Below are 25,919 nucleotides of genomic sequence, written 5' to 3'. Positions count from 1 at the left end.
CTGTCGGATGCCAGCCGACCTTCGTTGGCCCGGTCGCTGCACGGGCGGCACGTGATTTTGGGGAGTTTCGGATGCCGCTCACGCCGGCCGATGTGCACAACGTGGCCTTCAAGAAGCCGCCGATCGGCAAGCGCGGTTTCGACGAGGAAGAGGTCGACGCGTTCCTCGACGAGGTCGAGCAGGAGCTGGCCCGCCTGATCGAGGAAAACAACGAGCTGCGTGCCCAGCTGGAGCGGGGTGGTGGCGGCCGGGTCGAGGCCGCGCCCGACCGGTGGCTCGACGCCGAGATCAACGACGTGCGGGCGCAGCTCGACCGGGCCCAGCGGGACCGCGCGGCCGCCGAGCAAAACGCCCGTACCGTGCAAATCGAGCTGGAGCGGGCCCACTCGCAGGGTGCGCCGGCCGGCGGTGGCGACGGCGAAGAGCAGGCCACACGGGTGTTGATGATGGCCCAGCGCACGGCCGACGACCACGTCGGCGACGCCCGGCGCGAGGCCGACAGCCTGCTGTCCGACGCCCGTTCGCGGGCGGCCGAGGTCACCACCGAGGCGCGCGAGTCGGCCGACGCGCTGGAGCGTGACGCGCGCCAGCGGCACCAGGAGGCGATGGGCGGGCTCGACGCCAAGCGGACCGCCGCGCTGCGGCACATCGAGGAGCTGGAGCAGTTCGAGCGGCAGTACCGCCAGCGCCTCACCGCCTACATCGAGAGCCAGCTCCGCGACCACGGCGGCCGGGAGCAGGTCGAGGCGTAAATCTTCCGGCGTGTGTCGGAAACGCGGGTCCGCCGGTCGTCTTTGGGATAAGGACGACTTACGAGGAGGACCAGCGGATGTCAGAGCAGACGAAGCCCAACCCCATCCCGGACAGGTACCGGCGGATCACCCCGTGCCTGATCGTCGAGGGTGCCGGTAAGGCGATCGACTTCTACCGCGAGGTGTTCGGGGCGACCGAGCGGATGCGGTTCGACGGCCCGGGCGGCAGCGTCGCGCACGCCGAGATCGAGATCGGCGACTCGGTCGTCATCGTCGAGGACGCCTCGCCGTACCTGGGCACCAGCGCACCACCCGCCGGCGGGCTGGCCGGGACGCCGGTGTTCCAGTTCGTCTACGTGGCGGACGTCGACGCGACCGTCGCCCTCGCCGTCGAGCGCGGCGCGCGGCTGAAGCGGGCGCCGGCGGACCAGTTCTACGGCGACCGGGACGCGTTCGTGATCGACCCGTTCGGGCACGGCTGGACAATCGCCTCCCACGTCGAAGACGTGAGCATGGAGGAGATGGGCCGCCGGATGTCCGAGATGCAGGGGTGAGCATGAAGTACGTGCTGATGTTCGTCGAGACGGAGCAGTTCGCCGCCGACCTCGCCGCGATGGACGACGCCGAGCGGGAGCGCACCTACGGCCGCGTCTGGGAGTGGTTCGCCGAGCACGCCGACCAGATCACGCGCCACGTCCACCTGATGCCGGCCGAGACGGCCACGACCATGCGCCTCGACGGCGGCGCACCGGTGGTCACCGACGGGCCGTTCGTGGAGGGGAAGGAGGTCGTCAGCGGCTTCGCCGAGATCGAGGTCGACGACCTCGACGCCGCGCTCCGGGTGGCTCGGGCCTGGCCGGGCTGCCCGCTCGTGGAGATCCGGCCGGTCGCCTCCACGTGACGGGGGCGCCGGAGGCCGAGCTGGCCCGGGTGGTGCGCGACCACGCGGGCCGGCTGGCCGCCGCGCTCGTCGGGCTCACCGGTGACTTCGCCGCCGCCGAAGACCTCGTCCAGGACGCCGTCGAAGCCGCACTGACCCACTGGTCAGCCGAGGGCATCCCGGACCGGCCGGACGCCTGGCTGTTCACCGTCGCCCGCCGGCGCGGCCTCGACCAGCTCAAGCGGCGGGCCCGCTACCGCGACAAGCTCGCGCTCGTGCAGTGGCCGGTCCAGCCGGCGCCGGACGACCGGCTGCGGCTGCTGTTCACCTGCTGCCACCCGGCGCTGCCGCGTACCGGCCAGATCGCGCTGACCCTCCGGGCCGTCTGCGGCCTCACCACCGCCCAGATCGCCCGCGCCTTCCTCGTCTCCGAGGCCACCGTCGGGCAGCGGATCACGCGCGCCAAACGCAAGATCAGCGAGGCCGGCATCCCGTACCGGATCCCGGACCCGGACGAGCTGGCCGGCCGGCTCTCCGAGGTGCTCGCCGTGATCTACCTGCTCTTCAACGAGGGGTACCTCACGACCGCCGGCGCCGCCTCGCACGACCGCGACCTGGCCGGCGAGGCCGAGTTCCTCGCCGCGCTGCTGCACGACCTGATGCCCACCGAACCCGAGGTCATGGGGCTGCTCGCGCTGATCCGGCTGCACCAGGCGCGCACCGCGGCCCGCTTCGACCCGGCCGGCCGCATCATCCAGATCCAGGACCAGGACCGCCGCTTGTGGGACCAGGTCGCGATCGAGAACGCCGGCCACCTGATCGCCCGCGCCGCCACGCACCGCCGGCCCGGGGCGTACCAGCTACAGGCCGCGATCGTCGCCTGTCACGCCGAGGCCAAGCGGTGGGAGGACACCGACTGGCCGCAGATCCTCGTCCTGTACACCATGTTGCTGTGCGTGCAGCCCACGCCGGTCACCCGGCTGCACCGCGCCATCGCCCTGCGCTACGCCGAGAGCCCGCACGCCGCGCTGGCCGAGCTCGACGAGCTGGCCGGAGCGCTGGACGGCTACCACCTCTTCCACGCCACCAGCGCGGAGCTGCTGCGCGCCACCGGCCAGCCGGACGCCGCCCGCACCGCCGACGAACGGGCCCTCGCCCTGGCGGCCAACCCCGCCGAGATCGACCTGCTCCGCCACCGCCTGCGGTGGCGATAAAGGGCTGGGCGCCCCGTACGCCCACCGCCATGACGTCTTTTTTCTCTTGTCGGCGGCGACAGCGTCGAGCGGCCTTTGTCGCCGCCAGTAGCCACCGAGACGGCATCCGCGGCGCGAGCTTCGAGATCTAGAACGGTTAGGGCGCTATATCAGCCCTAACCGTTCTAGATCTGAAAGCACCTGTCCAGGCCGGCGACGCTGTGTCACCAAGCGGCGCGGCGACCACCACACCGACCCTGCGGGCTTGCGGCGCGGGCCTGGCAGCGCGGGTCGGGGATCTCGGCGAGCCCTGGCGAGCCGCCGACCCACGCGTACTCCGGCGGGAGCAGCGGCCCGCAGCTGACACGAACCCGGGCAAACTCAAGATCGAGGCACACCACGACCGGCGCCACCCTGACCCCGAAAGGCCTCTAGACGATGCCGCCGTTCGCGCGCAGCACCTGGCCGTTGACCCAGCGGGCGGCCGGGCCGGCGAGAAACGTGACGATGTCGGCGATGTCCTCGGGCGCGCCGAGCCGTTGCAGCGGCGGCCGGGCGGCGAGCAGCGCGATCGTCTCGTCGTCCTTGCCGTCGAAGAACAGGTCGGTGGCGGTCGGGCCGGGCGCGACGGCGTTCACGGTGACGTCCCGGCCGCGCAGCTCGCGGGCGAGGATCAGGGTGATCGCCTCGACCGCCGCCTTGCTGGCCGCGTACGCGCCGTGCCCCTCCGGAGCGAGCCCCACGTCCGAGGAGGAGAAGTTGATGATCGCGCCACCCGCGCGCACCCGGCGGGCGGCCTGCTGGTTGACGACGAACGTGCCCCGGATGTTCACCCGGTGCAGATCGTCCAGTTCGGACAGGTCGAGGTCCGCGATCGGCGACACGGCGGTGCGGGCGGCCGCGTGCACCACCACGTCCACACCGCCGAACGCCCGCTCGGCGCGCTCGAACAGAGCGGCCACGGCGGCCTCGTCGGCGACGTCGGCCCGTACCGCGATGGCCCTGCGGCCGGCCTCGACGATCTCCTTGACGGCCACAGCGGCCTGGTCCGCGTCGTTGGCGTAGCCGACCACGACCGCGAAACCCTCGGCGGCGAGCCAGCGCACGACCTGCCGCCCGATGCCGCGGGAGCCGCCGGTGACGACGGCTACCCGCGGATTGGACATTCTCATGCGGCGCCTCCGATCAGGCGGAGCAGCCGCGCCACCTGCTCGCCGCGCGACTCCTTGATCCGCTTGGCGAGATCCCGGGTCTGCGGGTTGACCCCGTCGCCGGCCAGGTTGGTCAGCTCGACCGCGCTGTTCTGGTGACCGGTGAGCAGGTTGAGGAACATCGCCTCGAAGTCGGCGTTGGACGTGTTCCGCAGGGCTTGGACCTGTTCGGGGCCGGTGGCCGGGAGGCCGCCGTGGCTGGCGTGCGCCGACATGTCCTGGCTCGCCGCCGTGGCCTCCTTCCAGCCGGCCAGCCACGACTCCATGATCTTGACTTCCTCGCGCTGCGTGGTGTCGATCGCGGCGGCCAGGAGCTTGACCTCCTCGCTCACCGTCCGTTCGGCCGCCAGGCCGGTCAGCTCCAGTCCCTGCCCGTCGTGGGCGATCATCATCTGGAGGAACATCACGTCCGCGGAGTTGTGCTCCGCGTTGGCGGTCGGGACGGTGTCGGCCGCCGCTTGGGCGGCGTTCGCCGGCGGGGCGGCTGGCGGCGGCTCCGTCGAGCAGCCCGCGGCGAGGAGGATGGCGGCGGCAGCGGCCGCGAAGAGAGCGCGCCGCATGTCAGACCGGCAGCCAGAGCGCGAGCGTGAAGGTCGAGGGCTCCCAGCCGGCCAGCGACGTGTGCGACTGGCGGCACCGGTACCGCTTGCCCTGGAACGTGACCTCGTCCCCGATCTTGTACGCGGTGCCGGTAGCCCAGGTGCCGTTGGTGTTGTCGCCGGGCGGGGCCGCGGTCGTCGGCGGGGGAGTGGCCGGCTTCGTCGCGGGCGGAGGAGTGGTGGCCGGCGGGTTCCCCGGGGAGCCGCCGCCGCCCACGTTGAGGTCGACGCAGCTGTAGAACGCCATCGGGGTGTCGCCGATGTTCCACACCGCGAGCACCGTGCGCCGCCCCGGGAACTTGGAGAGGTCGATCTGGTGCGACACGACCGCCTCCGGCTGCTGGTTGCCGCCGTCGACGGTGTCCACCCGCGTGTCGCCGACGAAGTACTCCCAGTTGGAGGTGCGGTGGCGGGCGGTGAAGACCCACGTGAACGTCACCGTCGAGCCCACGGCGCGGGCCGGCCAGGCGCGGCTGTTGTCGTTGAGCACGGCGAACTGGGCCAGGCCGCCGTCGCAGCTGCGCAGCCCCTTCGGGCCCTCCACGCTCTGCGGCTCGAACTGGATCGGTCCACAGTCGGCCACGGCGCGTGACGCGCAGAGCGCCTGGCGGCTGGGTGGGGCGGAGACGTAACCGTGTGCGGACGCGGCGGTGCCGGTCGCGACGAGGCCGGCGGCGGCGGTGCCGGCGATCACCAGGGGATAGACGAGTACCTTACGCATGCCGAGGGACGCTACGGAGAGCGACCATAAACAGACCTTAAACGTCTTATAAATCGCGCGTTGGTAGCAGGAGCGCCACCCGGGCCCCGCCCAGGCGGCCGCGGCCGATGGCGAGGCGGCCACCCGCGGACTGGGCGATGCGGTGGGCGATGTCCAGGCCCAGGCCGGTCGAGCCGCTGCCGCTCACCCCGCGCCGCACCGCCGCGGCCGGGTCCGCGATGCCCGGCCCGGCGTCGTCCACCACCAGGCCGTCGGGCGAGACGTCGACGAGGAACGCCGTCCCTTCTGGAGTGTGCGCGAACACGTTGCCCAGCAAGGCGTCGATGGCCAGGATCAGCTCGCCGCGGGGGAGGGGCACCGGCACCGGGCGGTCGCCACCGACCACTGTGGTCGGTCGGCCCTGGTCCTCGGCGAGCACCGACCAGAAGGCGAGCCGGTCGGCCAGTACCTCGACGAGGTCGGTGGAGTGGTTGGCCCGCGTGCCCGAGCTGAGCCGCGCGCCCGTGATGATGGCCTCGAGCTCGTCGTCGAGCAGGTCGAACGCCTGCGCCATCCGGTCCGCCACCGGCCCGCGGGGCAGCGCCTCCGCGTCCAGGCGCAGCGCGGTCAGCGGGGTACGCAGCCGGTGCGACAGGTCCGCGGCGAGCTCCCGCTCGTTGTCGATGAGCTGGCGCATGTTGTCGGCCATCGTGTTGAACGAGCGTGCCGCGTCGCTCAGCTCCGGCGGGCCGGCCGGCTCCACCCGCACGCTCAGGTCACCGCCGCCGAGGCGGCGCGCGCCCGCGGCGAGCTCGCGGGTGGCGCGCACCAGGCGGGCGCCGAGCCGGTCGGCGACCAATGTGGACCCCGCCACCAGCACCACGGCGAGGCCGGCCAGCGCCAGCCACGCCGGCCAGACACCCCGGTAGATCTGGTCGTCCGGCACGAACACCTCGATGACCGCCGTCCGCCCTCCATCCAGGACACTCGGCTGGAGGTAGGCGAGGCCGCCGTCGTACTCCACGATGGAAGGCCGCCGGGAACGCGACGCCGCGGCGACGTCGGAGGCCGCGGCGCGCGGCGATCCGATGGCGTCGAGGTCCGGCAGGTGCACCGCGAGGCGGCCGTCGCTGCCGGCGGCGGTGCTCGCGACGGCCTGGTCGAGCAGCGCCGGGTCGGTGTCGACGGCGAGCGCGACCACGATGGCGGTGGCCTGCTGCCGCGCGTCGCCGACCGCCCGGTCGTGCGCGATCTGGCGGGTCAGGATGGCCAGCGGCACGAGAAACGCGAGCGCCACCATCGACGTGATGGCCAGCGCGAGGCGGGTGAGGGTCAGCCTCATTCCGGCTCCACCAGCTTGACGCCGACGCCCCGCACCGTGTGCAGGAAGCGGGGCCGCGCGGCCGTCTCGCCGAGCTTGCGGCGCAGCCACGAGATGTGCACGTCGATGGTCTGCTCCTCGCCGATCCGGTCCTGCTGCCACACCTGGGTCAGCAGCTCCCGCCGGCTCACCACCCGGCCGACCCGCCCGGCCAGGTACGCGAGCACGTCGAACTCCCGCCGGGTCAGCCGGATCGGCGCGCCGTCGAGCCGCACCTCCCGCCGCTGCGGGTCGATGACGAGTGAACCCACCGTGATGCTCGCCGCCTCCTCCGCCACCGGCCGGCCGCGCCGCTGCACCGCCGCGATCCGGGCCAGCAGGTGGCCGCCGGAGAAGGGCTTGGTCACGTAGTCGTCCGCGCCCGCGTTCAGCAGGTTGATGATGTCGACCTCGGAACGGCGGGCGGTCGCCACGATCACCGGTACGTCCGAGACGCTCCGCATCATCCGCAGCGCGTCCGCGCCGTCGATGTCCGGCAGGCCGAGGTCGAGGATCACCAGGTCGGGCCGCTCGTCGGCGACGATGCGCAGGGCGTCGACCGCCTGCGCCGCGCCGCGCACCACGTGACCGGCGTCGACGAGCGCGCGGGTGAGCGCCGCCGCGACGATGCGGTCGTCCTCGACCAGCAGGATCATGGCCATGCGGCTCACCATAGGCGCTGGACCGCGCCGCGGTCGCTCCGTGCCCCGCCGCCGGTGGTTCAATGGCCCGCATGCGGTTGCGCGGTTGGGTCCCGGTGCTGGGGTGGTGCGCGGCCACGCTCGCCAGCATCGGCCTGGCGACGGTGGCGCTCCAGCCGGTGCTCCGCACGGCAACGCCCGACCTGGCGTCGGCGCCGCTGAGCGAGCCGCCCGTTTCGGTCACGACCCCACAGCCCTCGCCTTCCTCGTCGCCCTCGCCTTCCTCGTCGCCGTCCCCGTCCCCGACTCGGGCCTCACCACGCCCGACGACCGCCCGCCCCAGCCCGCCGACGGTCGTCGACGGGTGGACGGTGACCACTGACGCGGACGGGCAGACGACGTACACGCGCACGTTTCGCGTCGGCGGCGGCACCGCGGTCGTCCGGATGACGCCCGGCCGGGTACAGCTGGTGACCGCGACCCCCAACCCCGGCTACACGGTCGACACCGTGCAGAACGAGCCGGGCAACCTGGCGATCCAGTTCACCGAGCCCAACCACTACTTCGTGATCCACGCGGTGTGGCAGGGCAAGCCGGTCGCCCGGGTCAGCGAGGTCGGCGGCTGACCGGCGCCAGGCATGACACCCGCGCGCCCGCGCGCTAGCGTGCCGGCATGGAGCACGTGGCGGACGGTGAGAGGGTGGCCGCCTCACTCGGCGAATGGCTGGCCGAGGTGACGTTCGCCGACAAGGACGCGGACGAGGTCACCGCCCTGCTCGTCGACGCCGTGGTCGCGTGGGCGGAGCGCCAGGGCTGGCGTGCCTACCGGCGGGCACCCAGCGTGATGCCGCTGCCGCCCCCGTTCGCACACCGGCACTCCTGGATCGACGTCGGATGCGCCCGGCCCGAAGGCGCCCCGGTCGCGATCGAGGTCGACCGCACCGACCGCCGGCGCACCGTCGACAAGCTCCTGGCCGAGGCGGAGGCCGGCCGGGTCGCGATCTGGGTGCGCTGGGGGAGCGGACCGTTCACGCCGCCGCCGCCACCGGTCGCGATGGTGACCTGCGAGGTGAGCGCCCGCAAGGGGCACTACTCCCGGCTGCCCGTCCGCGAGCTGCCCCCGCCCGCGCACACCACGGGCAGCGTGACAGCCGCCGAGCAGGTCGACCTCTTCTAGCGCGCTTTCGGAGCCGGGGTGGCTTCGACCCCCTATTTAGATTGAGCTACCGCGATGCCCGTCGTGGTCCAGACCGTTGCTCCCGCGGCCTCACCCGTCCGCCGCTGGTCACGCTCACCCCGGCGGCTGCGCCGGGCCCTTACGGCCCGGCCGGGGGCGGGATGCGTTTGCTCTGCTTCCCTGGAGTGGCCACCCCGGTCGGCCCGCCGCCACCCGTGGGAGGCCGTCGGGCTTGGACGCGCATTGCTGCCTTCAGCTCGACAGGCTTCCCGACAGATCAGCCGCAGCAGGTCCGCGAAGGCCGTCATTTGAAGATCGTGGACCGCGGGCCTGGCGGTGGAGGCCGGGGGTTTCGGTGAGCGCTGCGAGCCGCCGGCCGTAGCGGTCTCCGGCGGGAGCGGCGGTCCGCGGCTGGCGCGGATCCGGGAAACCTGTTTCTTGCGGGCCTGATTCCTCAAGTCTCTAGAGGCCTTTCGGAGTCGGGGTGGCTTCGCCCACTGAATCCCTTATTTGGAAAGAGATTTGAGCTACCGCGACGTCCGTCGTGGTCCAGAGCGCTGCTCCCGCGGCCTCACCCGTCCGCCGCTGGTCGCGCTCACCCGTGCGCGCGGCCGGCCGGCAGGAAAGGGGGCGGGGTGACGGAGCTCGCGCCAGGCGGTGGTCGACGTTTGTCCACAATGTCTGTTCCCGGCTCGGCGATCCGGGAAAGCAACGGGGTTGTCGTCGCCGTGTGTAACCGCCACGAGGGTGTGAGCGGCGCGAGGCTCGAGATCTAGGAGAGTTTGGGCGCTATTTCAACCCTAAGTCTCCTAGATCTTGAAGTCTCGTCCCCTTTGGCTGGTTACGTTGCGTCAGGGTGGCGCGGGTGGGGCCGCGCAGACCCGCTCGGGCTTGTCTCGCGGACCTGGCAGTGGACGGCCGGGGATCTCGGTGAGCGCTGCGAGCCGCCGGCCGGGAGCGGTGCCCGCGGGAGCATACGGTCCGCCGCTGACGCGGACGTGGGCAAATATGCCTCGAAGCAACACACGACGAGCGGCGACCCTGACCCCTAAAGGTCTCTAGAGATACCCGAGCAGGCGCAGCGCGGCGGCGTTGTCCTCGCGGGACAGGAAGAGGGTGTGCAGGTGCTCCGGCATCTCGTCGCGGTGGCTGCCGGTGCGCCCGCGCCGGAAGAAGAGGTCGTCCGTGCGCCGCAGCTCGTCGAACGACGGGATCCGCGCGTCGGCGAGCGGCCGCAGGTCGGGCACGAGGGCGGCCAGCGCGCCTTCGACCACCGCTCGCGGCCGGGCGGCCAGCTCCTCGTAGCGCAGCGTCACCCGGTGGGGGGCTTGCGGGCGTACCCAGCTCAGCACGTTGCGTCCCCAGCTGCCGGTGCCGACGGTGTCGCGCCGGTCGATCAGCGCGCGCATCTCGGTCTCGAACCGGTCGGGATCCGCCTCGCTGAGCAGGCGCGCCCAGGAGACCACGGCGTCGCGGCCGTCGCGGACCAGGCAGATCGCGGGGTCGGCCTCGTCGACGTCGGCGTCGCGCTGCCGGTGCGTCTTGACGAAGTAGACCTCGGCCGACGCGCGCATGGCCTCGATCGAAGCCACGGTATCGGTGTATCCGACCAACTCGCGGCCGACCCGCTCGGCTACGCCGTCGACGTCGTAGACCACCGACGTACGCACGCCGAACAGGTGCTTCAGCACTATGCGCAGGAACGTGTTTCCGGAACGGGGGTAGGAGCAGACCCAAACGATCATCGAGGCACCGTAGCGGCCCGGCCTGGAAGGGCACCAGTATTCTCTTTGGCGGCACTCGTACGGCATGAAACACGGCAATGAAAGGGGTCTCGGTGAGCAGGGAAACGCTGGAGTTTCAGGCGGAGACGCGGCAGCTCCTGCATTTGATGGTCCATTCGATCTACTCGAACAAGGACATCTTCCTCCGCGAGCTGATATCCAACGCGTCCGACGCGCTCGACAAGGTGCGGCTCGAGTCGCTGATCGACAAAGATCTGCGCGTCGACACCTCCGACCTGCACATCGCGATCGAGGTCGACAAGGACAAGCGCACGCTGACCGTCCGCGACAACGGTGTCGGCATGACCCATGACGAGGTCGTCTCGCTCATCGGCACGATCGCCAAGTCGGGCACCGCCGAGCTGCTGCGCAAGCTGCGCGAGGCCCCCGACGCGGGCGCGTCGCAGGAGCTGATCGGGCAGTTCGGCGTCGGTTTCTACTCGACCTTCATGGTGGCCGACCGGGTGACCCTGGTGACCCGCAAGGCCGGCGAGAGCCAGGGCACGTTCTGGGAGTCGACCGGCGAGGGCACCTACGAGATCGAGACGCTCGACGAGGCGCCGCAGGGCACGTCCGTCACCCTCCACCTCAAGCCGGAAGACCGCGACGACCAGCTGTTCGACTACACCGCGGAGTGGAAGATCCGCGAGGTCGTCAAGCGATACTCCGACTTCATCGCCTGGCCGATCCGGATGGATGGCGAGGAGCAGCCGCTCAACTCGATGAAGGCGCTCTGGGCGCGGCCCCGCAGCGAGGTCAGCGACGAGGAGTACCACGAGTTCTACAAGCACGTCAGCCACGACTGGACCGATCCGCTCGAGACGATCCACATGAAGGGCGAGGGCACGTTCGAGTACGAGGCGCTGCTCTTCGTGCCGTCCCGCGCGCCCTTCGACCTCTTCGCCCGCGACGGCAAGCGCGGCGTCCAGCTGTACGTCAAGCGCGTGTTCATCATGGACGACTGCGAGGCGCTGATCCCGCGATACCTGCGCTTCGTCAAGGGCGTCGTCGACGCGCACGACCTGTCGCTCAACATCTCCCGCGAGATCCTCCAGCAGGATCGCCACATCCAGGTGGTGCGCCGCCGGCTGGTCAAGAAGGTGCTGTCCACGCTGAAGGACCTCAAGGCCGCCGACGCGGAAAAGTACGGCACGTTCTGGGGCGAGTTCGGCCGGGTGCTCAAAGAGGGCCTGCTCGAAGACCCCGACAACCGCGAGCAGCTGCTCGACCTGACGCTGGTGCCGTCGACCGCCGCCGAGTCGACCTCGCTGCGCGAGTACGTCGAGCGGATGAAGGACGGCCAGAAGGACATCTACTACATGACCGGCGAGTCGCGCGCGATGGTCGAGCACTCGCCACACCTGGAGGCCTTCCTCGCCAAGGGCTACGAGGTGCTCGTCCTGACCGATCCGGTCGACGAGGTGTGGGTCGAGCAGGTGACCGAGTTCGACGGCAAGCCGCTCCAGTCGGTGGCCAAGGGCAAGGTCGACCTCGACGGCGCGGAGCCGCCGGCCGAGCAGGCGGCCGGCTTCGCGGCGCTGCTTTCGTGGCTGGGCGAAAAGCTCCAGGACGACGTGAAGGAGGTGCGCCTCTCGACCCGGCTCACCACCTCGGCCACCTGCATCGTCGGCGACGAGCACGACATCACGCCGACGCTGGAGAAGATGTACCGCGCGATGGGCCAGGAGCTGCCGCGCACCAAGCGGATCCTGGAGCTCAACCCCGACCACCCGCTCGTCACCGGCCTGCGCACCGCGCACGAGTCCAATGCGGACGATCCGGCGCTGGCCGAGGCCGCCGAGCTGCTCTACGGCATGGCGCTGCTCGCCGAGGGGGGCGAGCTGGCCGACCCGCCGAGGTTTACCCGGATCCTGGCCGACCGGCTCGCCAAGTCCCTCTAGCGAGGCGGCTTTACCGGGTGAGCGGCGGCCGAAGGCCGCCGCTCACCCGGGCCGGCGAGGCCGGCCAACATTTGTGGCCACCCTGCCCTGGTTACCCCCGATCAAGGAAACCTTGTCGCAAGGACGCCAGGAGGCTTGTCCCGCAGAGCCGGCAGCGGACGGCCGCCGACCCCTACCTGCGCCGTCCTGACGTAGCGTCACCAGCCCTGGGTCTCGGCGCCGTGCACACCGCCGCAGCGGTTACTCGCGGCAACGAAATCCCCTTTCCCTCCGGTTGCGCGGGGGTGGGCGTGACCAGCGGCGGACGGGTGAGGCCGCGGGTCGCACGGTGCCGGCGCCCGAAAAGCCGCCGAGCACCGTAACCCACTAGCGACCGGGCATCCGCGCCACGTGCACGTCGAAGGCGCTGGGCGCGGTGGTCAGCGCGTAGGTGAACAGGGTCCCGTCCGGGCTGATGTCGCCGGCGAACACGTCCGACGCGAAGTCGTACGTCGCCGCCGGGGTGCCGGTGGACGTGTCGCTGAACGTCAGCGTGCGCCGGGGCGCGACAACGCGGCCGGTGAGCATCCGCGCGCCGTCGTCGGTCACGTCGGACACGGTGTCGTACGGGGCCAGGGTCACGGTGCGCAGTGCCGTGCCGCCGGGCACCGCGACGAGGTGGGCGGTGGTGGGGGCGGCGACCACGAGGGTGGCCGTCCAGATCGCGGTGCTGTCGGGAGACCAGCGGACGAGCAGGCTGCCGTCGCCGGCCGTCGTCACCGCGGCCCAGTCGGCGGTGCGAAACACGCGCACCACGGAGACAAACCGTCCACCCACGACGCGGCGACCGTTCGCGGCGAGGAAGCGGCCGTCCGGCGAGAAGCGTACAGCGGCGGTCGTGGCGTCGGTGGTGAGCAGCGCCACCCGCCCGCCGTCCGCCACGCGGTGCACGTGCACCCGGCCGCCCTGCTCGTAGGAGCGAGCGTCCATCGCGGCAACGAGCCGCCCGTCGGCGGAGAGGTCGAGGCTGGAGAGGTCGCGGGTCGCGGCGGTGGGGACGGCCCGCAGCAGGGCGCCGTCGCTCACCCGGTAGAGGCGGATCGTGCGCACGGGCAGCCCGGACGAGGTGTCGTTGAGCGTGACCGCGACGGTCTGCTTGTCCGCCGACAGCGCGGCGGCGTTGAACTTGTACGGGCTGCTCAGCGCCCGCACCAGCGCGCCACTGCCGGCGCCGCGGATCTCCAGCCGCCCACCGGCCGAGGTGTTGCCGGTGAGGACGACGAGCGCACCGTCCACTGAGAACGATGCCGATGACAGCCCCGGCGCGGACCACACGGCGGTGGGCGCGGCGGCGGCCGCCGGTGTGGAAACGAGCAGCAGGGCGGCGGCCACCACGGCCGCCGTGAACGACCGACGTCCGAACATGCCGCCCATCGTCGTCCCCACCGTCCCACCCCACCACCAGGCGCGGATGACGGGTAAGCCAACAATTAGGCCAGCGCCGCGCGCCACCCGCCGGCCCACGTCACGTCCGTCGCGTCGCGGACGGCGTCTTCCGTGGTCAGGAAGCCGGCCACCGCCGTGCCGTCGTCCAGGCCGACGCGGCCGAGCCCCAGCGCGGCCGGCACCGTGTCGAGCAGCGCGCCGACGGCCTGGTGCGGCACCCGCCACACCTCGACCGCGATGCCCGCCGCCGGCCCGTCGCCGGTGCGCAGCAGGCCGGGGCGGGGCACGCCCGGCCCGTTCAGGCGGTAGAGGCGGTAGCCCGGCGCGGTGCGGGCTCGAAACGCGAGCCGGCCGCCGGCGTCGAGAAGCTGGTGGTTGAGCGGCAGCCCGGAGAGGTGGGCGCCGGCCACGGCGAGCAGCGTCGAGCCGGGTGGGGCCGCCGCCGCCGGCACGGGCTCGCCGCACCACGCGGCCGCGAGGTCGAGCAGCGGCGCGTCGGCGAAGGCCGGCGCCACGAACTGCACGCCGAACGGCAGCCCGTCCGCCCGCTCGCCCGCCGGCACCGCCACCGCGCAGAGGTCGAGCAGGTTGGCGAAGGTCGTGTACGTGCCGAGCCGCGCGTTCACCCCGACCGGGTCGGCGGCAACGTCGGCGAGGCGGGGGTGGCCGGGCGTGGTGGGCAGCATCAGCGCGTCGACGTCGGCCCACACGGCCTCGGTGCGGCGGCGGAGCGCGGCCAGCCGCTCGAAGCCGGCGAAGACGTCCGCGCCCGCGATGTCGCGGCCGCGCAGCACGATCCGCCGCACGGTGGGGTCGAGGTGCGGGCCGTCCGGCTCAAGGTAGCGGCCGACCGCCGCGTACCGCGCGGCCAGCCACGGACCTTCGTACAACAACCGGCCCGCGTCCAGGAACGCGCCGATGTCCACCCGTACCACGTGCGCGGCCACGCCGCGCAGCCGGTCCAGCGCCGCCCGCCAGGCCTCCTGGTGCGGTGGGTCCAGCTCCGTCTCAGCATCTGGTACCGCCACCACGCGCATCCGTCCGGCGATTCCAGCCGGGGCCCGGGGCGGGGTCGGCCGTGACCGGGGGTCGTCCGGGTCCGCCCAGGTGAGCGCGGCGATCGCGGGGCGGGCCGCCGAGACGGTGCGGGTGAACGTGGTGACGCAGTCGAGGTCGGCCACCGCGGGCATCACGCCGGTGTTGGAGACCAGCCCGCGAGTGGGTTTGACGCCCACGATCCCGTTGAACGCGGCCGGCACCCGCCCGGAGCCGGCCGTGTCCGTGGCCAGCGCGAGCGGCACCACGCCGGTGGCCACCGCGACCGCGCTGCCCGAGCTGCTGCCGCCGGAGACGTGCGCGGGGCTGGCGACGCTGTGGCAGGCGCCGTACGGGCTGCGCGTGCCCACCAGCCCGGTCGCGAACTGGTCCATGTTCGTCTTGCCGACCGGCACCGCGCCGGCTTCGAGGAGCAGCCGCACCGCCGCGGCCGAGGAGCCGGCCGGCCGGGCGGCGAGCGCCGGGCACGCGGCGGTGGTGGGGTGGCCGGCCAGGTCGATGTTGTCCTTGATGGCGAAACGCACGCCGGCCAGCGGCGCCTCCGGGTCGGCCCGCGCGCCCGACGCGTCCACTTCGGACGGGTCGAGCTGAAGCGTCCACAGTGGCTGGTCGCTCATGAGACTGTCCCCTGACATGCGCTCCATACGATGCCGAGATCGTTACAGCCTCGTGTCACGCCTGTAAAGCTCTACTCCGGTCGGGAACAGCACGCCACAGCGCGGCGGCCAGCCAGACGCAGCCCGCCGCGAGCAGGGCGCCGTGTGCTATGCGGATCGGGGCGGGCGTGAAGAACTGGGGGAGGAAGAGCAGCAGGCCGAGCCCGAAGAGCAGCCCGCTCGACCGGGGCAGCACCCCCGAGCGGTGCGCCGCGACGGCCGTGAGTACACCGCCGAGAGCGAGCACGAGCAGGCCAACGCCGAACATCGTGATCGCGACGGGCTGGTTGCGGACCGCGTCGACGGCGGCGAGGAAGTCGAAGCGCTCGCCGTCCGCGTAGCGGCGGGCCAGCGCGTGCAGGCCGAAGTCCTCGGCGCCGTAGTAGGGAAGGACGAGGCCGGCGCCGACCCAGGTGGTGACGGCGGCGGCCGTCGCCGGGCGGCCACCGGCCACGTCGCGGAGGGCGAGCAGGCCGAGGGCGGCGAGCACGAAACCGACCATCGCGAACGCGTGCGAGGCGACCCATGCGCCGGAGCCCATCGAGGCGACCGCGCCGTCCACGGTGGACTCGTCGTGCCACGGGCGGACGGCGGGGTAGAGGAGGAACAGCACGCCGGCGGTGGCGAGCGAGACGGCGCCGAGCTTGTTGCTACGTTTCATAGCCAAAAAGCTAATAGCAATAGCTGGAGGCGTCAAGCGCCTGTGGCCGGTGCCACGTGAGCGCCGTACTAATCGGTCTGAGTAGGCCTTTCGGCGGCCAGGGCCCGCAGCACGTCGGCGACCGGGCCGAACGTCAGCACGCCGCTGCCCGCGCCCGCCAGCTCGCCCGCCGCCGGCAGCAGGTCGTCGTACACCTGGCGCATCGCCGTGCGGTCGCCGAGGGCGGTGGCGGCGCGTGCGGTGAGGCACAGGCGGGCCTCGCGGAGCAGGTCGTGCGGTGACTCCGGCCGGGATCGCAGCGCCTCGGCCGCCGCGTCCGGGCGGCCCTCCGCGAGCAGTTTCAGCGGGCGGGTCCAGGGCTCGTACGGGCCCCAGTCCCATGTGGACCACTCCACTGTGGTCGGCTCGCGCAGCGAGAGGAGGGCGAGGGGGAGCAGGCCGCGCTCCATGCCGGGCATCCCGCCGGCGGCGAGCTTCGCCTGCGCCGCGTGGTAGGCCGCCTCCGCCTCGCCGCGCCGCCCTTCCACGGCCAGGCGCAGCCCGGCGTACCAGGCGGTGAAGACGCCGACCAGCGGCAGCTCGTAGCGGGCGGCGAGGTCGTCGGCGGCGCGCGCGTGCGCGTCCGCGGCGGCGAGGTCGGCCAGCGCGGCGTGCGCCTGCATCGCGACGAGGTGGCCGAGCACCTCGAACGTGACGAGGTCGCGCCCGGCGGCCACCTCGACGAGCTCGGCCCCGATCTCGGCCCGCTCGGCGGCCAGCCCGGTGCGCCCGAACGCGTGCATGAAGCGGGCGTTGAGCGCGAAGGCCAGCAGCGTGGGATCGCCCTCCGCGCGGGCGAGGGCCTCCGCCTCGCGCGCCGCCCGCGAGCCGCGGTCCGTCGTGGTGCCGCGCAGTTCGAGCGCGAGGGTACCGAGCAGGCGTGCCCGCCGCGCACCGTCCTGTGTGGGCAGTGCGCGTTCGGCCGCGGCCACGATCCGGTGGGAGAGCGCCTCGTCGTCGTTGGCGGTCCAGATCGCCGGCACGACGAACCCGGCGAGCACGTCGGCGACGAGCCGCGGGTCGTCCACCGTGGCCAGCGCGTCGACCGCCTCGGCGCGGAGGCGGCGGGCGTCGTCGAGGTGTCCGGTGACCGCGCGCGCCCGGCCCAGTCCCATCAAGGCTTCCAGCCGCCCGGGTAGGTCGGCGCCGCCGGTCCGGTCGTGCGCGTCCACGGCCTGGCGCCACAGCCGGGCGGCGGTGTGCGGGTCGGCACGGCGCTCCGCGTCCTCGGCGGCGGCCCGCGCGTACCCGGCGGCGCGCGGCGCGGTGGCCCGGCTGGCGGCGAGTCCGAAGTGGTGGGCGAGCGCGGCGTTGTCGTACGGACGCACGTGTTCGATCGCCTCGCCGGCGGCGGCGTGCCAGCGGGCGCGGCGGGGCGTGGAGAGGTCGCCGTACAGCGTGTCGCGCACGAGGATGTGGGTGAACCGCGGCTCGGGCCCGTCGCCGCTCAGGAAGCCCGCCTCCACCGCGCGGTCCAGTGCGTCCAGTGTGGAGGCTTCGTCGCCGGTGAGCGCGGCAAGCACCTCCGGGTCGACCGCGCGGCCCAGCACCGCCGCCTGCCGCAGCACCGCCCGCGCCGGCTCGGGCAGCTGGGCGAGCCGGTGGCGGATCACGTCGCGCACGCCGGCGGGCACCGCGTCCGGCTCGGTGTCGCCGGTGCCTTCGCCGGCGAGGAGGCGGGCCAGCTCGCGGACGAAGAACGGGTTTCCGCCGCTGCGGTGGTGGATCAGCCGCACCTGGCGGGGGTCGAGGTCGCGTCCGGCGGCGGCGCGGGCCAGCTCGGCGGTCGCCGGCTCGGGGAGGCCGCCGAGGTACACCCGGATCGGCTCGACCCGCGCCACGCGGGCGAGGGCCGCGGTGAGGGTGGCGGGGATCGCGGTCGCCCGGAACGTGCCGGCGACCAGCAGCTGGCCGGTGGCCGGCTCCGGCCCGGCGAACACGGCGGTCAGCGCGTCGAGCGTGCCCTCGTCGGCCTGGTGCAGGTCGTCGAGGACGACGAGCAGCGGCCCGCGCAGGCTGGCGGTGGAGAGGCGACCGACGATCTCCCGGTGCAGCCGGAACCGCGCGGCGGCGGGATCGGCGACGAGCTCGCCGGGGCCGAGCGAGCCGGTGATCTGGGCCCACGGCCAGGCGGCGGGCGCGCCGTCGTACTCCGGACTGCGACCCCACGCCACCGACCAGCCGGACGCGGCCAGGCGGCGGGCGAGCTCCTCGGCGAGCGCGGTCTTTCCGGCGCCGGCCTCGCCGGAGATGAGCACGAGGCGAGGTTTGACACCCTCGGCCGCCCGCGCCAGGGTCGCCAGCTCCTCGGCACGCCCAAAGAACGGCGCCGGCGCCGGCGGCTCGCCAATCCGCCCGGCGATGCCCACCGAGGCGAGCGCGGCGGCGGTCTCGGCCCGACCAACCGCACCGGCGGGCTCGAGCGCCGCCCGGCCGGCGGCGGACGCGGGCGCGGCGGAGGTGGGCGCAGCCCCGCCGACACCGGGAGCCTCGGTGGGGGCGGGCGAAGGGTTCAGGCGCGGGGACTGGGCCAGGATGTCGGCCTCCAGCTGGCGCAGCGCCGGCCCCGGGTCGAGGCCGAGCTCGCGAGCGAGTGTCTCCCGGGCGCGGCGCAGGGCGGCGAGCGCGTCGCCCTGGCGGCCGGCGCGGTACAGCGCGGTGGCCAGCAGCCGCCAAGCCTCCTCGCGCAGCGGATGGGCGGCGGCATGAGCACCGAGGTCGGACGCGGCTTCCGCCGCCCTTCCCAGCGCGAGCAGCGCCTCGGCCCGCCGCTCCACGGCCAGCATCCGCAGCTCGTCCAGCCGGTCGATCTCGGCGCGGGCCCAGGGCTCGGCGGCGAACTCGGCGTACGCCGGCCCGTGCCACAGGGCGAGGGCCCGCTCCGTCCCGGCCAGCGCGTCGCCGGCGGGAAGCCGCCCCGCCTCGCCCACCGCCGCCTCGAAGCGGGCGGCGTCGACGGCGTCGGGCGTGACCCGCAGCACGTACCCGGGTGGGGCGGTGACCAGCAGGCGGGCCGGCTGCCGGGGCGGGCGATCGGGCTCCAGCGCCCGGCGCAGGTCGGCCACGAACGTGCGGATCGCCGCGACCCCGCCGTCCGGCGGCTCCGTCCACAGGTCGCCGGCGAGCCGGTCGACCGGCACGACCCGGCCGCGGGCGATCAGCAGGCGGGCGAGGATGGCCCGCTGCCGGCCGCCCCGGAGCGGCACCGGCTCGTCACCGCGCGCCGCCGCGAGTGGCCCGAGCACGGTGAACGTCACGTCGGGCCTGGTCACGGCCCCACCGTAGCCGGTACTCATCCGTTGCTCAGCCATTGCTGATCGCCGCCGCGCAGGCTGGACCGCATGACACTCCAGATCACCGGATTCGAGTACCACCGGGTGCCGGTCGCCGACGGCGTCGCGCTGAACGCGGCGGTCGGTGGGTCGGGCAGCCCGGTCGTCCTGTTGCACGGCTTTCCGCAGACCCACCTGATGTGGCGGCACGTCGCCGCCGACCTGGCCGCCGACCACACCGTCATCGCACCCGACCTGCGCGGCTACGGCGCCAGCGACAAGCCCGCCGACCCGGACGGCACCGCGTACGGCAAGCGGGCGATGGCCGCCGACGTGGTGGCGCTGGCCCGCGCGCTCGGGCACGAACGCTTCGCCCTGGCCGGGCACGACCGGGGCGCGCTGGTCGCCGTCCGGGCCGGCCTCGACCACCCCGCGAACGTCACCCACCTGGCCTCGCTCGACGTGCTGCCCACCCTCGACATGTGGGACGTGCTGCGCGGCACCACGGCGGCGATCGGCTTCCACCTGTACCTCATGGCGCAGCCGCCCGGCCTGCCGGAGGAGCTGATCGGCGCCAGCCCGGACGCGTTCTTCGGCCACTTCCTGGACATCTGGACCCGTGACCCGGAGGCGATCCCGGCCGGGGTGCGGGCCGAGTACCTGGCGGCGTCACGCGCGGCGGTGCCGTCGATCGTCGCCGACTACCGCGCCTCGGCCGGCGTCGACGTCGAGCACGACCGCGCCGACCGCGCCGCCGGCAACACCCTGCGCATGCCGGTGACGGTGCTCCAGCAGGACTGGGGCGCGCTCCTCGGCTTCGACGCGGCGGCCCTCTGGCGCGCCTGGGCTCCCGACCTGCACCACGAGACCGTCTCCTGTGGACACTTCATGGCCGAGGAGGCCCCGGCCGAGGTGGTGAAGGCCATCCGCGCGCTGCTGTCCCGCTAGGCCCGCTGTACCACCGTGGGGTGGCGCAGCGGTGCCAGGTCGTCGATGGCGCCCTCGTCGAGCAGGGCGAGGAAGGCGTCGGCGACCGCGGGGTCGAACTGCGTGCCGCGGCCGCGTTCGATCTGGTGGCGGGCTTCGTCCTCGCTCAGCGCGGAGGCGTACGCGCGGTCGGCGCGCATGGCGGCCCACGAGTCGCAGACCGCGATGATGCGGGCCTCGATCGGGATGTCGTCGCCGCGGAGGCGGGCCGGATAGCCGGTGCCGTCGTAGCGCTCGTGGTGCGCGCCGACCAGCGGGGCGAGGTCGGCCCGGTCGCTCAGCTCGGTCAGCAGGCGGGCGCCCTCCTGCGGGTGGCGGCGCAGCACCTCCCACTCGTCGTGGCTGAGGCGGGCGGGCTTGGTGAGGATCGCGTCGTCGACGTTGATTTTGCCGATGTCGTGCAGCCGGGCGGCCGCGGCCGTGCGGCGCAGGGCGGTCTGGTGCAGGCCGAGGCGTTCGCCGGTGAGCAGTGCCCAGCGCGACACCGCCGTGCTGTGCTCGTGGCTGCCCAGCTTGGCGTCGATCTGGTCGGCCAGCCACACCAGCGCCTGCGGCAGGTCGGGGTCGGTGTCCAGCGCCAGGTCGGCGAGGCGGCTGGCGGCGGCGACCTGGTCGCGACCGCGGGCCTTGGCGCGGTAGAGCGCGCCGTCCGCGTCGTGGATCAGGCCCTCCAGGTCGCCGTGCGGCCGGCCGCCGCGGGTGCCGGCGCTGGCGACGCCGAGCGACGCGGTGAGCCGCACCTCGCGGCCGGGCACGGCCAGCGGCGTGCGGGACAGCGCCCGGCGTACCTGCTCGGCGACCTCCAGCGCGGTGTCTTCGCCGGCGCCGGGCAGCAGGCACACGAACTCCTCGCCGCCGTAACGCGCGACGAGGTCGCTGGGGCGTACCGCGCGGCGGATCCGCTCGGCGGCCTCCACCAGCACGCGGTCGCCGGTGGGGTGGCCGCAGGTGTCGTTGACCTTCTTGAACCGGTCGAGGTCGATCATGATGATGCTCATCGGGGTGCCGTTGCGCTCCGCGCGCTCGGCGTCCAGCCGCAGCATCTCCTGGAAGAAGCGCCGGTTGTACAGGCCGGTCAGCCCGTCGGTGATGGCCAGCCGCTCCTGCTCACGCAGGGCGGTGGCGAGGGCCCTGGCGAGGCGGGTGCGGTCGCGGGTGACCAGCACCTGCCGCAGCAGCAGCCCGCTGACCAGCAGCACCGCGATGACCAGCGTGGAGTGGGTCAACCGGCTGTCGGTGACCCGGTCGGTGACGGCGATGCCGATGATCGAGAGGACGGCGACCGCGGCCGGCAGCACGGCGAGGTCGCGGTCGAGCCGCCGCACCTCCGGCTCGGGCTCGGTGTGCCGCGCGGCGACGGCCGCGGCCATGCAGAGCAGAACGGCCTCGGCCTGCCAGCCGAGGTTGATCCAGCTCGTGTCGCCGTACGAGTGGATCATGAAGAGGTAGGTGTAGCCGGCGTCGGTCAGGCCGGCCACCGCGAACCCGGCGCCGGCCAGCAGGAACGACGGCGGCACCGTGCGGTGGCCGCAGAGCCCGACCGCGACGAGTGCCGTGACGATCGAGACCGCGAGCAGCGGCTGCGCGAACGTGACGATCGCGCCCGCCTTCGTCGTGCCGGGCATCAGGGGGCCGATCACCAGCGCCCAGCCGACCGCGCCGAGGCCGAGCGTGACGAGGGCAGCGTCGACCATGCACCGCACCTGCCGCTCGGCCCACGTGCCGCCGAAGCCGATCACGATGGCGGGCAGGGCCACGGCGTACGAGGAGAGGTAGGCCACGTCGGCGACGGAGGGCGACGGGGCGCCGCCCGGCCGGGTGTAGGCGTAGACGGTCCAGATCAGCTCGCCGACCAGCCACAGCAGGTTGGAGAGCGCGAGCAGCCACCAGGCCGACCGGAGCCGGCCGCGGGCGCGCCGCGCGGCGAAGTAACAGAGCGGGACCAGTAGTACCAGGGGTACGAGGTACACCACGTTGGCGACGAAGCGGGCCAGCGTCTCCGAGTCCTGGCTCAGGCCCGTGAGCACGGCGAAGATTGCGAGCCACGCCATGCCCGCGATGGCCATCAGGCGCACGAAACGCGGTTGCTCCACGTCGCCTCCATGTGGGTCCGCCTCCTGCGTCCCGGCCAGGCCGCAGGAAATGTATTCTGGATCACACCCTCACGTTCTGTGTACCCCCAAACACGCACAAATATGGGAGCACAGGTATAAACCCGCGCCACGGTAGGGGACTTTTCTCCCGCGGGCAACATGCGACCCCTGGGCGTGGAGGTGGGGTTGTCCCTACCCCAAGACGGTGGCAGGCACCATCGATTCGCCGGCGCGTCGATTCCAGACTCAGGTCATGGTGGCGAGAAGGGCGGGATTCCGATGCCGGCGATCGCTCGGATGATCCTCGCCGTCCTGGCCGGTGGCGCGCTGCTCTCACTGGCGGTGCTCGGCGGGATGGCGCTGTGGGTGTGGCGGCGCGGTGGGTTCGGGGTCGTGGCGAGCGTGCTGCTGCGCACGCTGGCGGCGGTCGGGGTGGGGCTCGGCGGATGGTTCCTGGCGATCCTGGTGGTGGCGGGCATGCGGCCGGAGCTGATCGCGAGCACCGGTCTCGCCGCGGTGGCGTCGGGGATCGCGGCCGGGCTCTGCGTGTACCTGGCCTGGGTGCGGCGCGACGCCAGCCCGCGCCTCCGGTACGGCGGCCTCGTGGGGGCACTGGCCTGGAGCCCGGCCGGCGCCTGGCTGGGCGGCCACGCGATCGAGGGCGTGGCGGGGGCGCTCACCGCGATCGTCGGCGCCGTGCTCGCCGCCAACCTGGCATTGCTGATCGTGGACCGGGGCCGGGCCCGCTCAGACGAACGGCTCGGCGGTCGTGGCGAGCGCCTGGCGTACCAGGTCGACGAGTGGGACCTCCGGGTGCTCCAGCCATTCCTGGTTGGCCACCCGAACGGCCGCGAGGAAGGTGGCGGCCAGCAGCCTGGCGCGCAGCGGGCCGTCCGGCGCGGCCGGTAGCCGTCCCGCGATCACGCCGGAGAGCTCGCGCTCGGCCACCGCGTCACCCACGACCTGGCCGCCGCCGGCCTGCCCACGTCGGGCGGCGGGGGAGCGAGCACGCTCAACCTCGACGCGCTGCCGGAGACCGTGCGGCACATCGTGCGGGCCGCGTACGGCGATGCGACCGGTCACATCTTCCTCATCTCGGCCGCGATCGGCGTCCTCGGCGTGATCGCCGCCGCGCTGCTCAAGCCGGCACCGCTGCGCACCAGCCTCGACTCCGTCTCCAGCGCCCCGGCGGAGGATCCCGTTGGCGTAGCGGGGCACTAGCGAGGGGAGCGGACGGTGTCGCACCAGCTGTCGAGCAGTACGGGCCACGCTGGGCGCCGCCACCGTTCGAGCGCGGCACCGACGGACCGCGCGTGATCCTCGTCGGCGTCGACGGCTCGGACACCTCGATGCGCGCCGCCGCGTACGCCTGCGGCCTCGCCCGGCGGCAGCGCTGCCGGCTGGTCGTGGCGTACGCGGCGCCCGTGCAGCCCTGGGCCTGGGCGATCCCCGGCGCCACGCCCATGCTGGACGCCACCCACCAGGAGGTGGAGGCCGGCCTCCGCGGGGAGATCCGGCAGATGGCCGAGGAGATGCGGATCCCGGTCAGCTTCGTGTCCCGCCGCGGCGACGCGTACGGTTGCCTGCGCCAGGTCGCCGCCGAGGTCAAGGCCGACATCGTCGTGGTCGGCGCGTCCACCCAGGCGCACCACGCGTTCGCCGGCTCGGTCGCCAGCCGCCTGGTCCGGCTGGGCCGCTGGCCGATCACCGTCGTGCCGTGACAGCCGCGGTACCCGGAGCCCCTGTTTTTCAGCCCAGCCAGGCCGCGACGAGGACGAGTGTGGCGGCCGCGGCGATGGTGCTCAGGACGATGGCGTCGCGGGCGAGGGATACGGCGCGGTCGTAGCGGCTGGCGAAGACGAAGACGTTCTGCGCGGTCGGCAGGGCGGCGGTGACGACGGCGGCGAGCAGCGCCGGCCCGGTCAGGCCCAGGGCGTAGCGGCCGATCAGGTAGGCGATGAGCGGCTGTCCGAGCACCTTGAGCGCCACCGCGGTGTAGCGGTCGCGGCCGTCCTCGCCCGCGGTGAACGGGCGGCTGCCGCGCAGCGACATGCCGAGCGCGAGCAGTGCCAGCGGCACCGCCGACGAGGCCACCAGGTCGAACGGGCGCAGCACCTCCTCCGGCGGCCGCCAACCGGTCGTGGCGATGAGGATGCCGGTGGCGGAGGCGAGCGTGAGCGGGCTGCGCAGCGGCAGCATCGCGAGCGCGCGCGGGGAGGGCCGTCGGCCGCCGGTGGTGACGTCGAGCACGGCCAGCCCGATCGGCGCGGCGAGCAGCGTCTGGAAGAGCAGCACCGGCGCGATGAACGACACGTCGCCGAGTACGTATGCGGCGACCGGTATGCCCAGGTTGCCGGCGTTGACGTAGGAAGCGGCGAGCGTGCCGACGGTGAGCGTGCCGGCGTCCGGTCTGTCCTTTTTGCGGTGCGCCAGCAGCATGATCGCCAAGTAGGCGCCGGCGACCAGCACGGTGCTGAGCACGAACGCCGCGAGTGCCCCGGTGAACACGTCCCCCGGCGACGAGCGGACCAGGGTGGTGAGCAGCAGCGCGGGCGCGGCGACGAAGAACACGAGCCGGGCGAGCACGGTCGGCGCGGACGGGCCGAGCAGTTCGTACCGGCCGACGAGATAGCCGACCAGCGTCACCACCCAGATGGCCGCGAAGCCGGCCAGCACGCCACGCACCGGGTAAGCATGGCGGGCGGTTGCGAAGCGCCCGACGGGGTACGGGTGGCATGAGGGGGTGACCACACATGGCGGTTGTCAATCCGGAGCTGGAACGCGTGTGGCAGGAGTTTCACCGTGCGGTCAACATGACGTCGCCCCAGCTGCGGGACTGGCTGCTGGCCGAGACGGCGCTAAACGACACGTACGACTCGGAACCCGGCGTCGACGTCACCGATCTCGGCAACCGGGTCCTCCAGGTGCTGGGCAAGCGGCGGGTCGACCTGACCACCGCGGACGTCGGCCTGATGCGCGAGGTGACCGAGCTGATCAACCGGCGGCTCTCCCAGCGGCCGGCCGACCAGGTGGACCAGGAGCCGTGGCGGCACAGCCTCATGGCGGTGGGCCACGACCCGTGGCGCGACGCCGGGTAGGGAGCGCTCGGCCGGGGTACTGGAAGGCATGAGATCTGTGACCGACCCACCGGCGCCGCCGCAGCCCGGTCCGCCGCCGCGGCCGCCGTCCCCGGTCGAGCCGCCACCGCCGGGGCCGCCACCCGACCCCGCACCCGTGCCCCCGCCGGCACCCGGCCCGTCACCCACCGACCCGACCGGCCCCGTGCCGCGATAGGGAAGCTTCGGAGTCAGGGTCGCGGTCCGTGGTGGCGTTTTCTTCGAGGCATATTGCCCACGTCGGCGTCAGCTGCGGACCGTATGCTCCCGCGGGCACCGTTCCCGGCCGGCGGCTCGCAGCGCTCGCCGAGATCCCCGGCCGTCCACTGCCAGGTCCGCGAGACAAGCCCTGCCATCCTGACGCACCGTCACCAGCCCAGAGGTCGGGACTTCGAGATCTAGGAGACTTGGGGTTG

General features: G+C 73.4%; 24 protein-coding genes and 1 pseudogene. 11 read left to right on the top strand and 14 right to left on the bottom strand.

Annotated elements, in window-relative coordinates; genetic code table 11:
• Positions 1–71 precede the first annotated feature (71 nt).
• From ACTMTJ_RS16745 to ACTMTJ_RS16730, 4 genes and pseudogenes are all read left to right on the top strand, one after another.
• Positions 72–740: pseudogene (locus ACTMTJ_RS16745) on the top strand (DivIVA domain-containing protein); the annotation flags it as partial.
• 89 nt (positions 741–829) lie between these two features.
• A complete protein-coding gene (locus ACTMTJ_RS16740) occupies positions 830–1,306 on the top strand; it encodes a VOC family protein (RefSeq protein ID WP_441217464.1) in 477 nt (158 codons plus the stop codon).
• Positions 1,307–1,308: 2 nt separating this feature from the next.
• A complete protein-coding gene (locus ACTMTJ_RS16735) occupies positions 1,309–1,653 on the top strand; it encodes a YciI family protein (RefSeq protein ID WP_441217462.1) in 345 nt (114 codons plus the stop codon).
• Complete coding sequence (locus tag ACTMTJ_RS16730; RefSeq protein WP_441217460.1) at positions 1,650–2,846, top strand: RNA polymerase sigma factor; 1,197 nt, start codon at positions 1,650–1,652, stop codon at positions 2,844–2,846. Before ACTMTJ_RS16735 ends, ACTMTJ_RS16730 begins: the two co-directional genes overlap by 4 nt.
• 410 nt (positions 2,847–3,256) lie before the next feature.
• On the opposite strand, the gene ACTMTJ_RS16725 is transcribed toward ACTMTJ_RS16730, so the two are convergent.
• Genes ACTMTJ_RS16725 through ACTMTJ_RS16705 form a run of 5 tightly spaced genes read right to left on the bottom strand, consistent with a single transcriptional unit; the run spans position 3,257 to position 7,357 of the window.
• Entirely contained in the window at positions 3,257–3,997 is a 741-nt protein-coding gene (locus tag ACTMTJ_RS16725) for an SDR family oxidoreductase (RefSeq protein WP_441217458.1), read from the bottom strand.
• The gene (locus ACTMTJ_RS16720) at positions 3,994–4,596 is read right to left on the bottom strand and encodes a DUF305 domain-containing protein (protein WP_441217456.1); all 603 of its coding nucleotides are present in this window, start codon (positions 4,594–4,596) and stop codon (positions 3,994–3,996) included. Before ACTMTJ_RS16720 ends, ACTMTJ_RS16725 begins: the two co-directional genes overlap by 4 nt.
• A gap of 1 nt (position 4,597) precedes the next feature.
• A complete protein-coding gene (locus ACTMTJ_RS16715; RefSeq protein ID WP_441217454.1) occupies positions 4,598–5,356 on the bottom strand; it encodes a lytic polysaccharide monooxygenase in 759 nt (252 codons plus the stop codon).
• A gap of 46 nt (positions 5,357–5,402) precedes the next feature.
• Positions 5,403–6,677 (bottom strand): sensor histidine kinase, encoded by a 1,275-nt coding sequence (locus ACTMTJ_RS16710; RefSeq protein WP_441217452.1) that lies wholly within the window; start codon positions 6,675–6,677, stop codon positions 5,403–5,405.
• Complete coding sequence (locus ACTMTJ_RS16705) at positions 6,674–7,357, bottom strand: response regulator transcription factor (RefSeq protein ID WP_441217450.1); 684 nt, start codon at positions 7,355–7,357, stop codon at positions 6,674–6,676. Before ACTMTJ_RS16705 ends, ACTMTJ_RS16710 begins: the two co-directional genes overlap by 4 nt.
• A 71-nt stretch (positions 7,358–7,428) precedes the next feature.
• Here ACTMTJ_RS16705 and ACTMTJ_RS16700 point away from each other — a divergent pair, with 71 nt between their 5' ends.
• Together ACTMTJ_RS16700 and ACTMTJ_RS16695 are read left to right on the top strand one after the other, a co-directional pair.
• Positions 7,429–7,962 (top strand): DNA mismatch repair protein MutL, encoded by a 534-nt coding sequence (locus ACTMTJ_RS16700; RefSeq protein WP_441217449.1) that lies wholly within the window; start codon positions 7,429–7,431, stop codon positions 7,960–7,962.
• A gap of 47 nt (positions 7,963–8,009) precedes the next feature.
• Positions 8,010–8,513, top strand: a complete 504-nt coding sequence (locus tag ACTMTJ_RS16695; RefSeq protein WP_441217447.1) for a hypothetical protein — start codon at positions 8,010–8,012, stop codon at positions 8,511–8,513.
• A 1,058-nt stretch (positions 8,514–9,571) separates the two neighbouring features.
• Here the strand turns inward: ACTMTJ_RS16695 and ACTMTJ_RS16690 are convergent.
• Complete coding sequence (locus ACTMTJ_RS16690; protein ID WP_441217445.1) at positions 9,572–10,258, bottom strand: sulfotransferase domain-containing protein; 687 nt, start codon at positions 10,256–10,258, stop codon at positions 9,572–9,574.
• Positions 10,259–10,350: 92 nt separating this feature from the next.
• Here ACTMTJ_RS16690 and htpG point away from each other — a divergent pair, with 92 nt between their 5' ends.
• Positions 10,351–12,198 carry a molecular chaperone HtpG gene (htpG, locus tag ACTMTJ_RS16685; protein WP_441217443.1) on the top strand — a complete coding sequence of 616 codons (1,848 nt, stop codon included), beginning with the start codon at positions 10,351–10,353 and terminating at the stop codon, positions 12,196–12,198.
• A gap of 366 nt (positions 12,199–12,564) precedes the next feature.
• Here the strand turns inward: htpG and ACTMTJ_RS16680 are convergent, their stop codons facing one another.
• The 4 genes from ACTMTJ_RS16680 to ACTMTJ_RS16665 form a co-directional block, all read right to left on the bottom strand.
• Entirely contained in the window at positions 12,565–13,602 is a 1,038-nt protein-coding gene (locus ACTMTJ_RS16680; RefSeq protein ID WP_441217441.1) for a WD40 repeat domain-containing protein, read from the bottom strand.
• 65 nt (positions 13,603–13,667) lie between these two features.
• A complete protein-coding gene (gene atzF / locus ACTMTJ_RS16675; protein WP_441217439.1) occupies positions 13,668–15,296 on the bottom strand; it encodes an allophanate hydrolase in 1,629 nt (542 codons plus the stop codon).
• A gap of 55 nt (positions 15,297–15,351) precedes the next feature.
• Positions 15,352–15,996, bottom strand: coding sequence for a hypothetical protein (locus ACTMTJ_RS16670; protein WP_441217437.1), 645 nt, complete (start codon positions 15,994–15,996; stop codon positions 15,352–15,354).
• 68 nt (positions 15,997–16,064) lie between these two features.
• Entirely contained in the window at positions 16,065–19,307 is a 3,243-nt protein-coding gene (locus tag ACTMTJ_RS16665; RefSeq protein WP_441217435.1) for a BTAD domain-containing putative transcriptional regulator, read from the bottom strand.
• Between the two features lie 69 nt (positions 19,308–19,376).
• Here ACTMTJ_RS16665 and ACTMTJ_RS16660 point away from each other — a divergent pair, with 69 nt between their 5' ends.
• Positions 19,377–20,255, top strand: coding sequence for an alpha/beta fold hydrolase (locus tag ACTMTJ_RS16660; RefSeq protein ID WP_441217433.1), 879 nt, complete (start codon positions 19,377–19,379; stop codon positions 20,253–20,255).
• Here ACTMTJ_RS16660 and ACTMTJ_RS16655 read toward each other — a convergent pair.
• The 3 genes from ACTMTJ_RS16655 to ACTMTJ_RS16645 all read right to left on the bottom strand — a co-directional run bounded on the left by ACTMTJ_RS16655 (position 20,252) and on the right by ACTMTJ_RS16645 (position 23,311).
• Positions 20,252–22,387, bottom strand: a complete 2,136-nt coding sequence (locus ACTMTJ_RS16655) for a bifunctional diguanylate cyclase/phosphohydrolase (protein ID WP_441217431.1) — start codon at positions 22,385–22,387, stop codon at positions 20,252–20,254. The genes ACTMTJ_RS16660 and ACTMTJ_RS16655 overlap by 4 nt on opposite strands.
• Positions 22,388–22,638: 251 nt before the next feature.
• The gene (locus ACTMTJ_RS16650; protein WP_441217429.1) at positions 22,639–23,097 is read right to left on the bottom strand and encodes a hypothetical protein; all 459 of its coding nucleotides are present in this window, start codon (positions 23,095–23,097) and stop codon (positions 22,639–22,641) included.
• A gap of 37 nt (positions 23,098–23,134) precedes the next feature.
• A complete protein-coding gene (locus tag ACTMTJ_RS16645) occupies positions 23,135–23,311 on the bottom strand; it encodes an acyl-CoA-like ligand-binding transcription factor (RefSeq protein WP_441217724.1) in 177 nt (58 codons plus the stop codon).
• A 114-nt stretch (positions 23,312–23,425) separates the two neighbouring features.
• Between ACTMTJ_RS16645 and ACTMTJ_RS16640 the strand changes: the two genes are divergently transcribed.
• A complete protein-coding gene (locus ACTMTJ_RS16640; RefSeq protein WP_441217427.1) occupies positions 23,426–23,608 on the top strand; it encodes a hypothetical protein in 183 nt (60 codons plus the stop codon).
• Positions 23,609–23,700: 92 nt separating this feature from the next.
• Positions 23,701–24,108, top strand: coding sequence for a universal stress protein (locus tag ACTMTJ_RS16635; RefSeq protein WP_441217425.1), 408 nt, complete (start codon positions 23,701–23,703; stop codon positions 24,106–24,108).
• A 28-nt stretch (positions 24,109–24,136) separates the two neighbouring features.
• Here the strand turns inward: ACTMTJ_RS16635 and ACTMTJ_RS16630 are convergent, their stop codons facing one another.
• On the bottom strand, positions 24,137–25,072 hold the full coding sequence (locus ACTMTJ_RS16630; RefSeq protein WP_441217423.1) for an AEC family transporter: 936 nt from the start codon (positions 25,070–25,072) through the stop codon (positions 24,137–24,139).
• A 68-nt stretch (positions 25,073–25,140) separates the two neighbouring features.
• On the opposite strand from ACTMTJ_RS16630, the gene ACTMTJ_RS16625 reads away from it, so the two are divergent.
• Positions 25,141–25,485, top strand: coding sequence for a DUF3140 domain-containing protein (locus ACTMTJ_RS16625; RefSeq protein WP_441217422.1), 345 nt, complete (start codon positions 25,141–25,143; stop codon positions 25,483–25,485).
• Positions 25,486–25,919: the final 434 nt, after the last annotated feature.

This window comes from Phytohabitans sp. LJ34 (assembly GCF_052068095.1).
In the GTDB taxonomy this organism is placed as follows: Bacteria; Actinomycetota; Actinomycetes; order Mycobacteriales; family Micromonosporaceae; genus Phytohabitans.
Note: the sequence above shows the minus strand (reverse complement) of the source record. Positions and strands in the feature narration are given on the sequence as shown.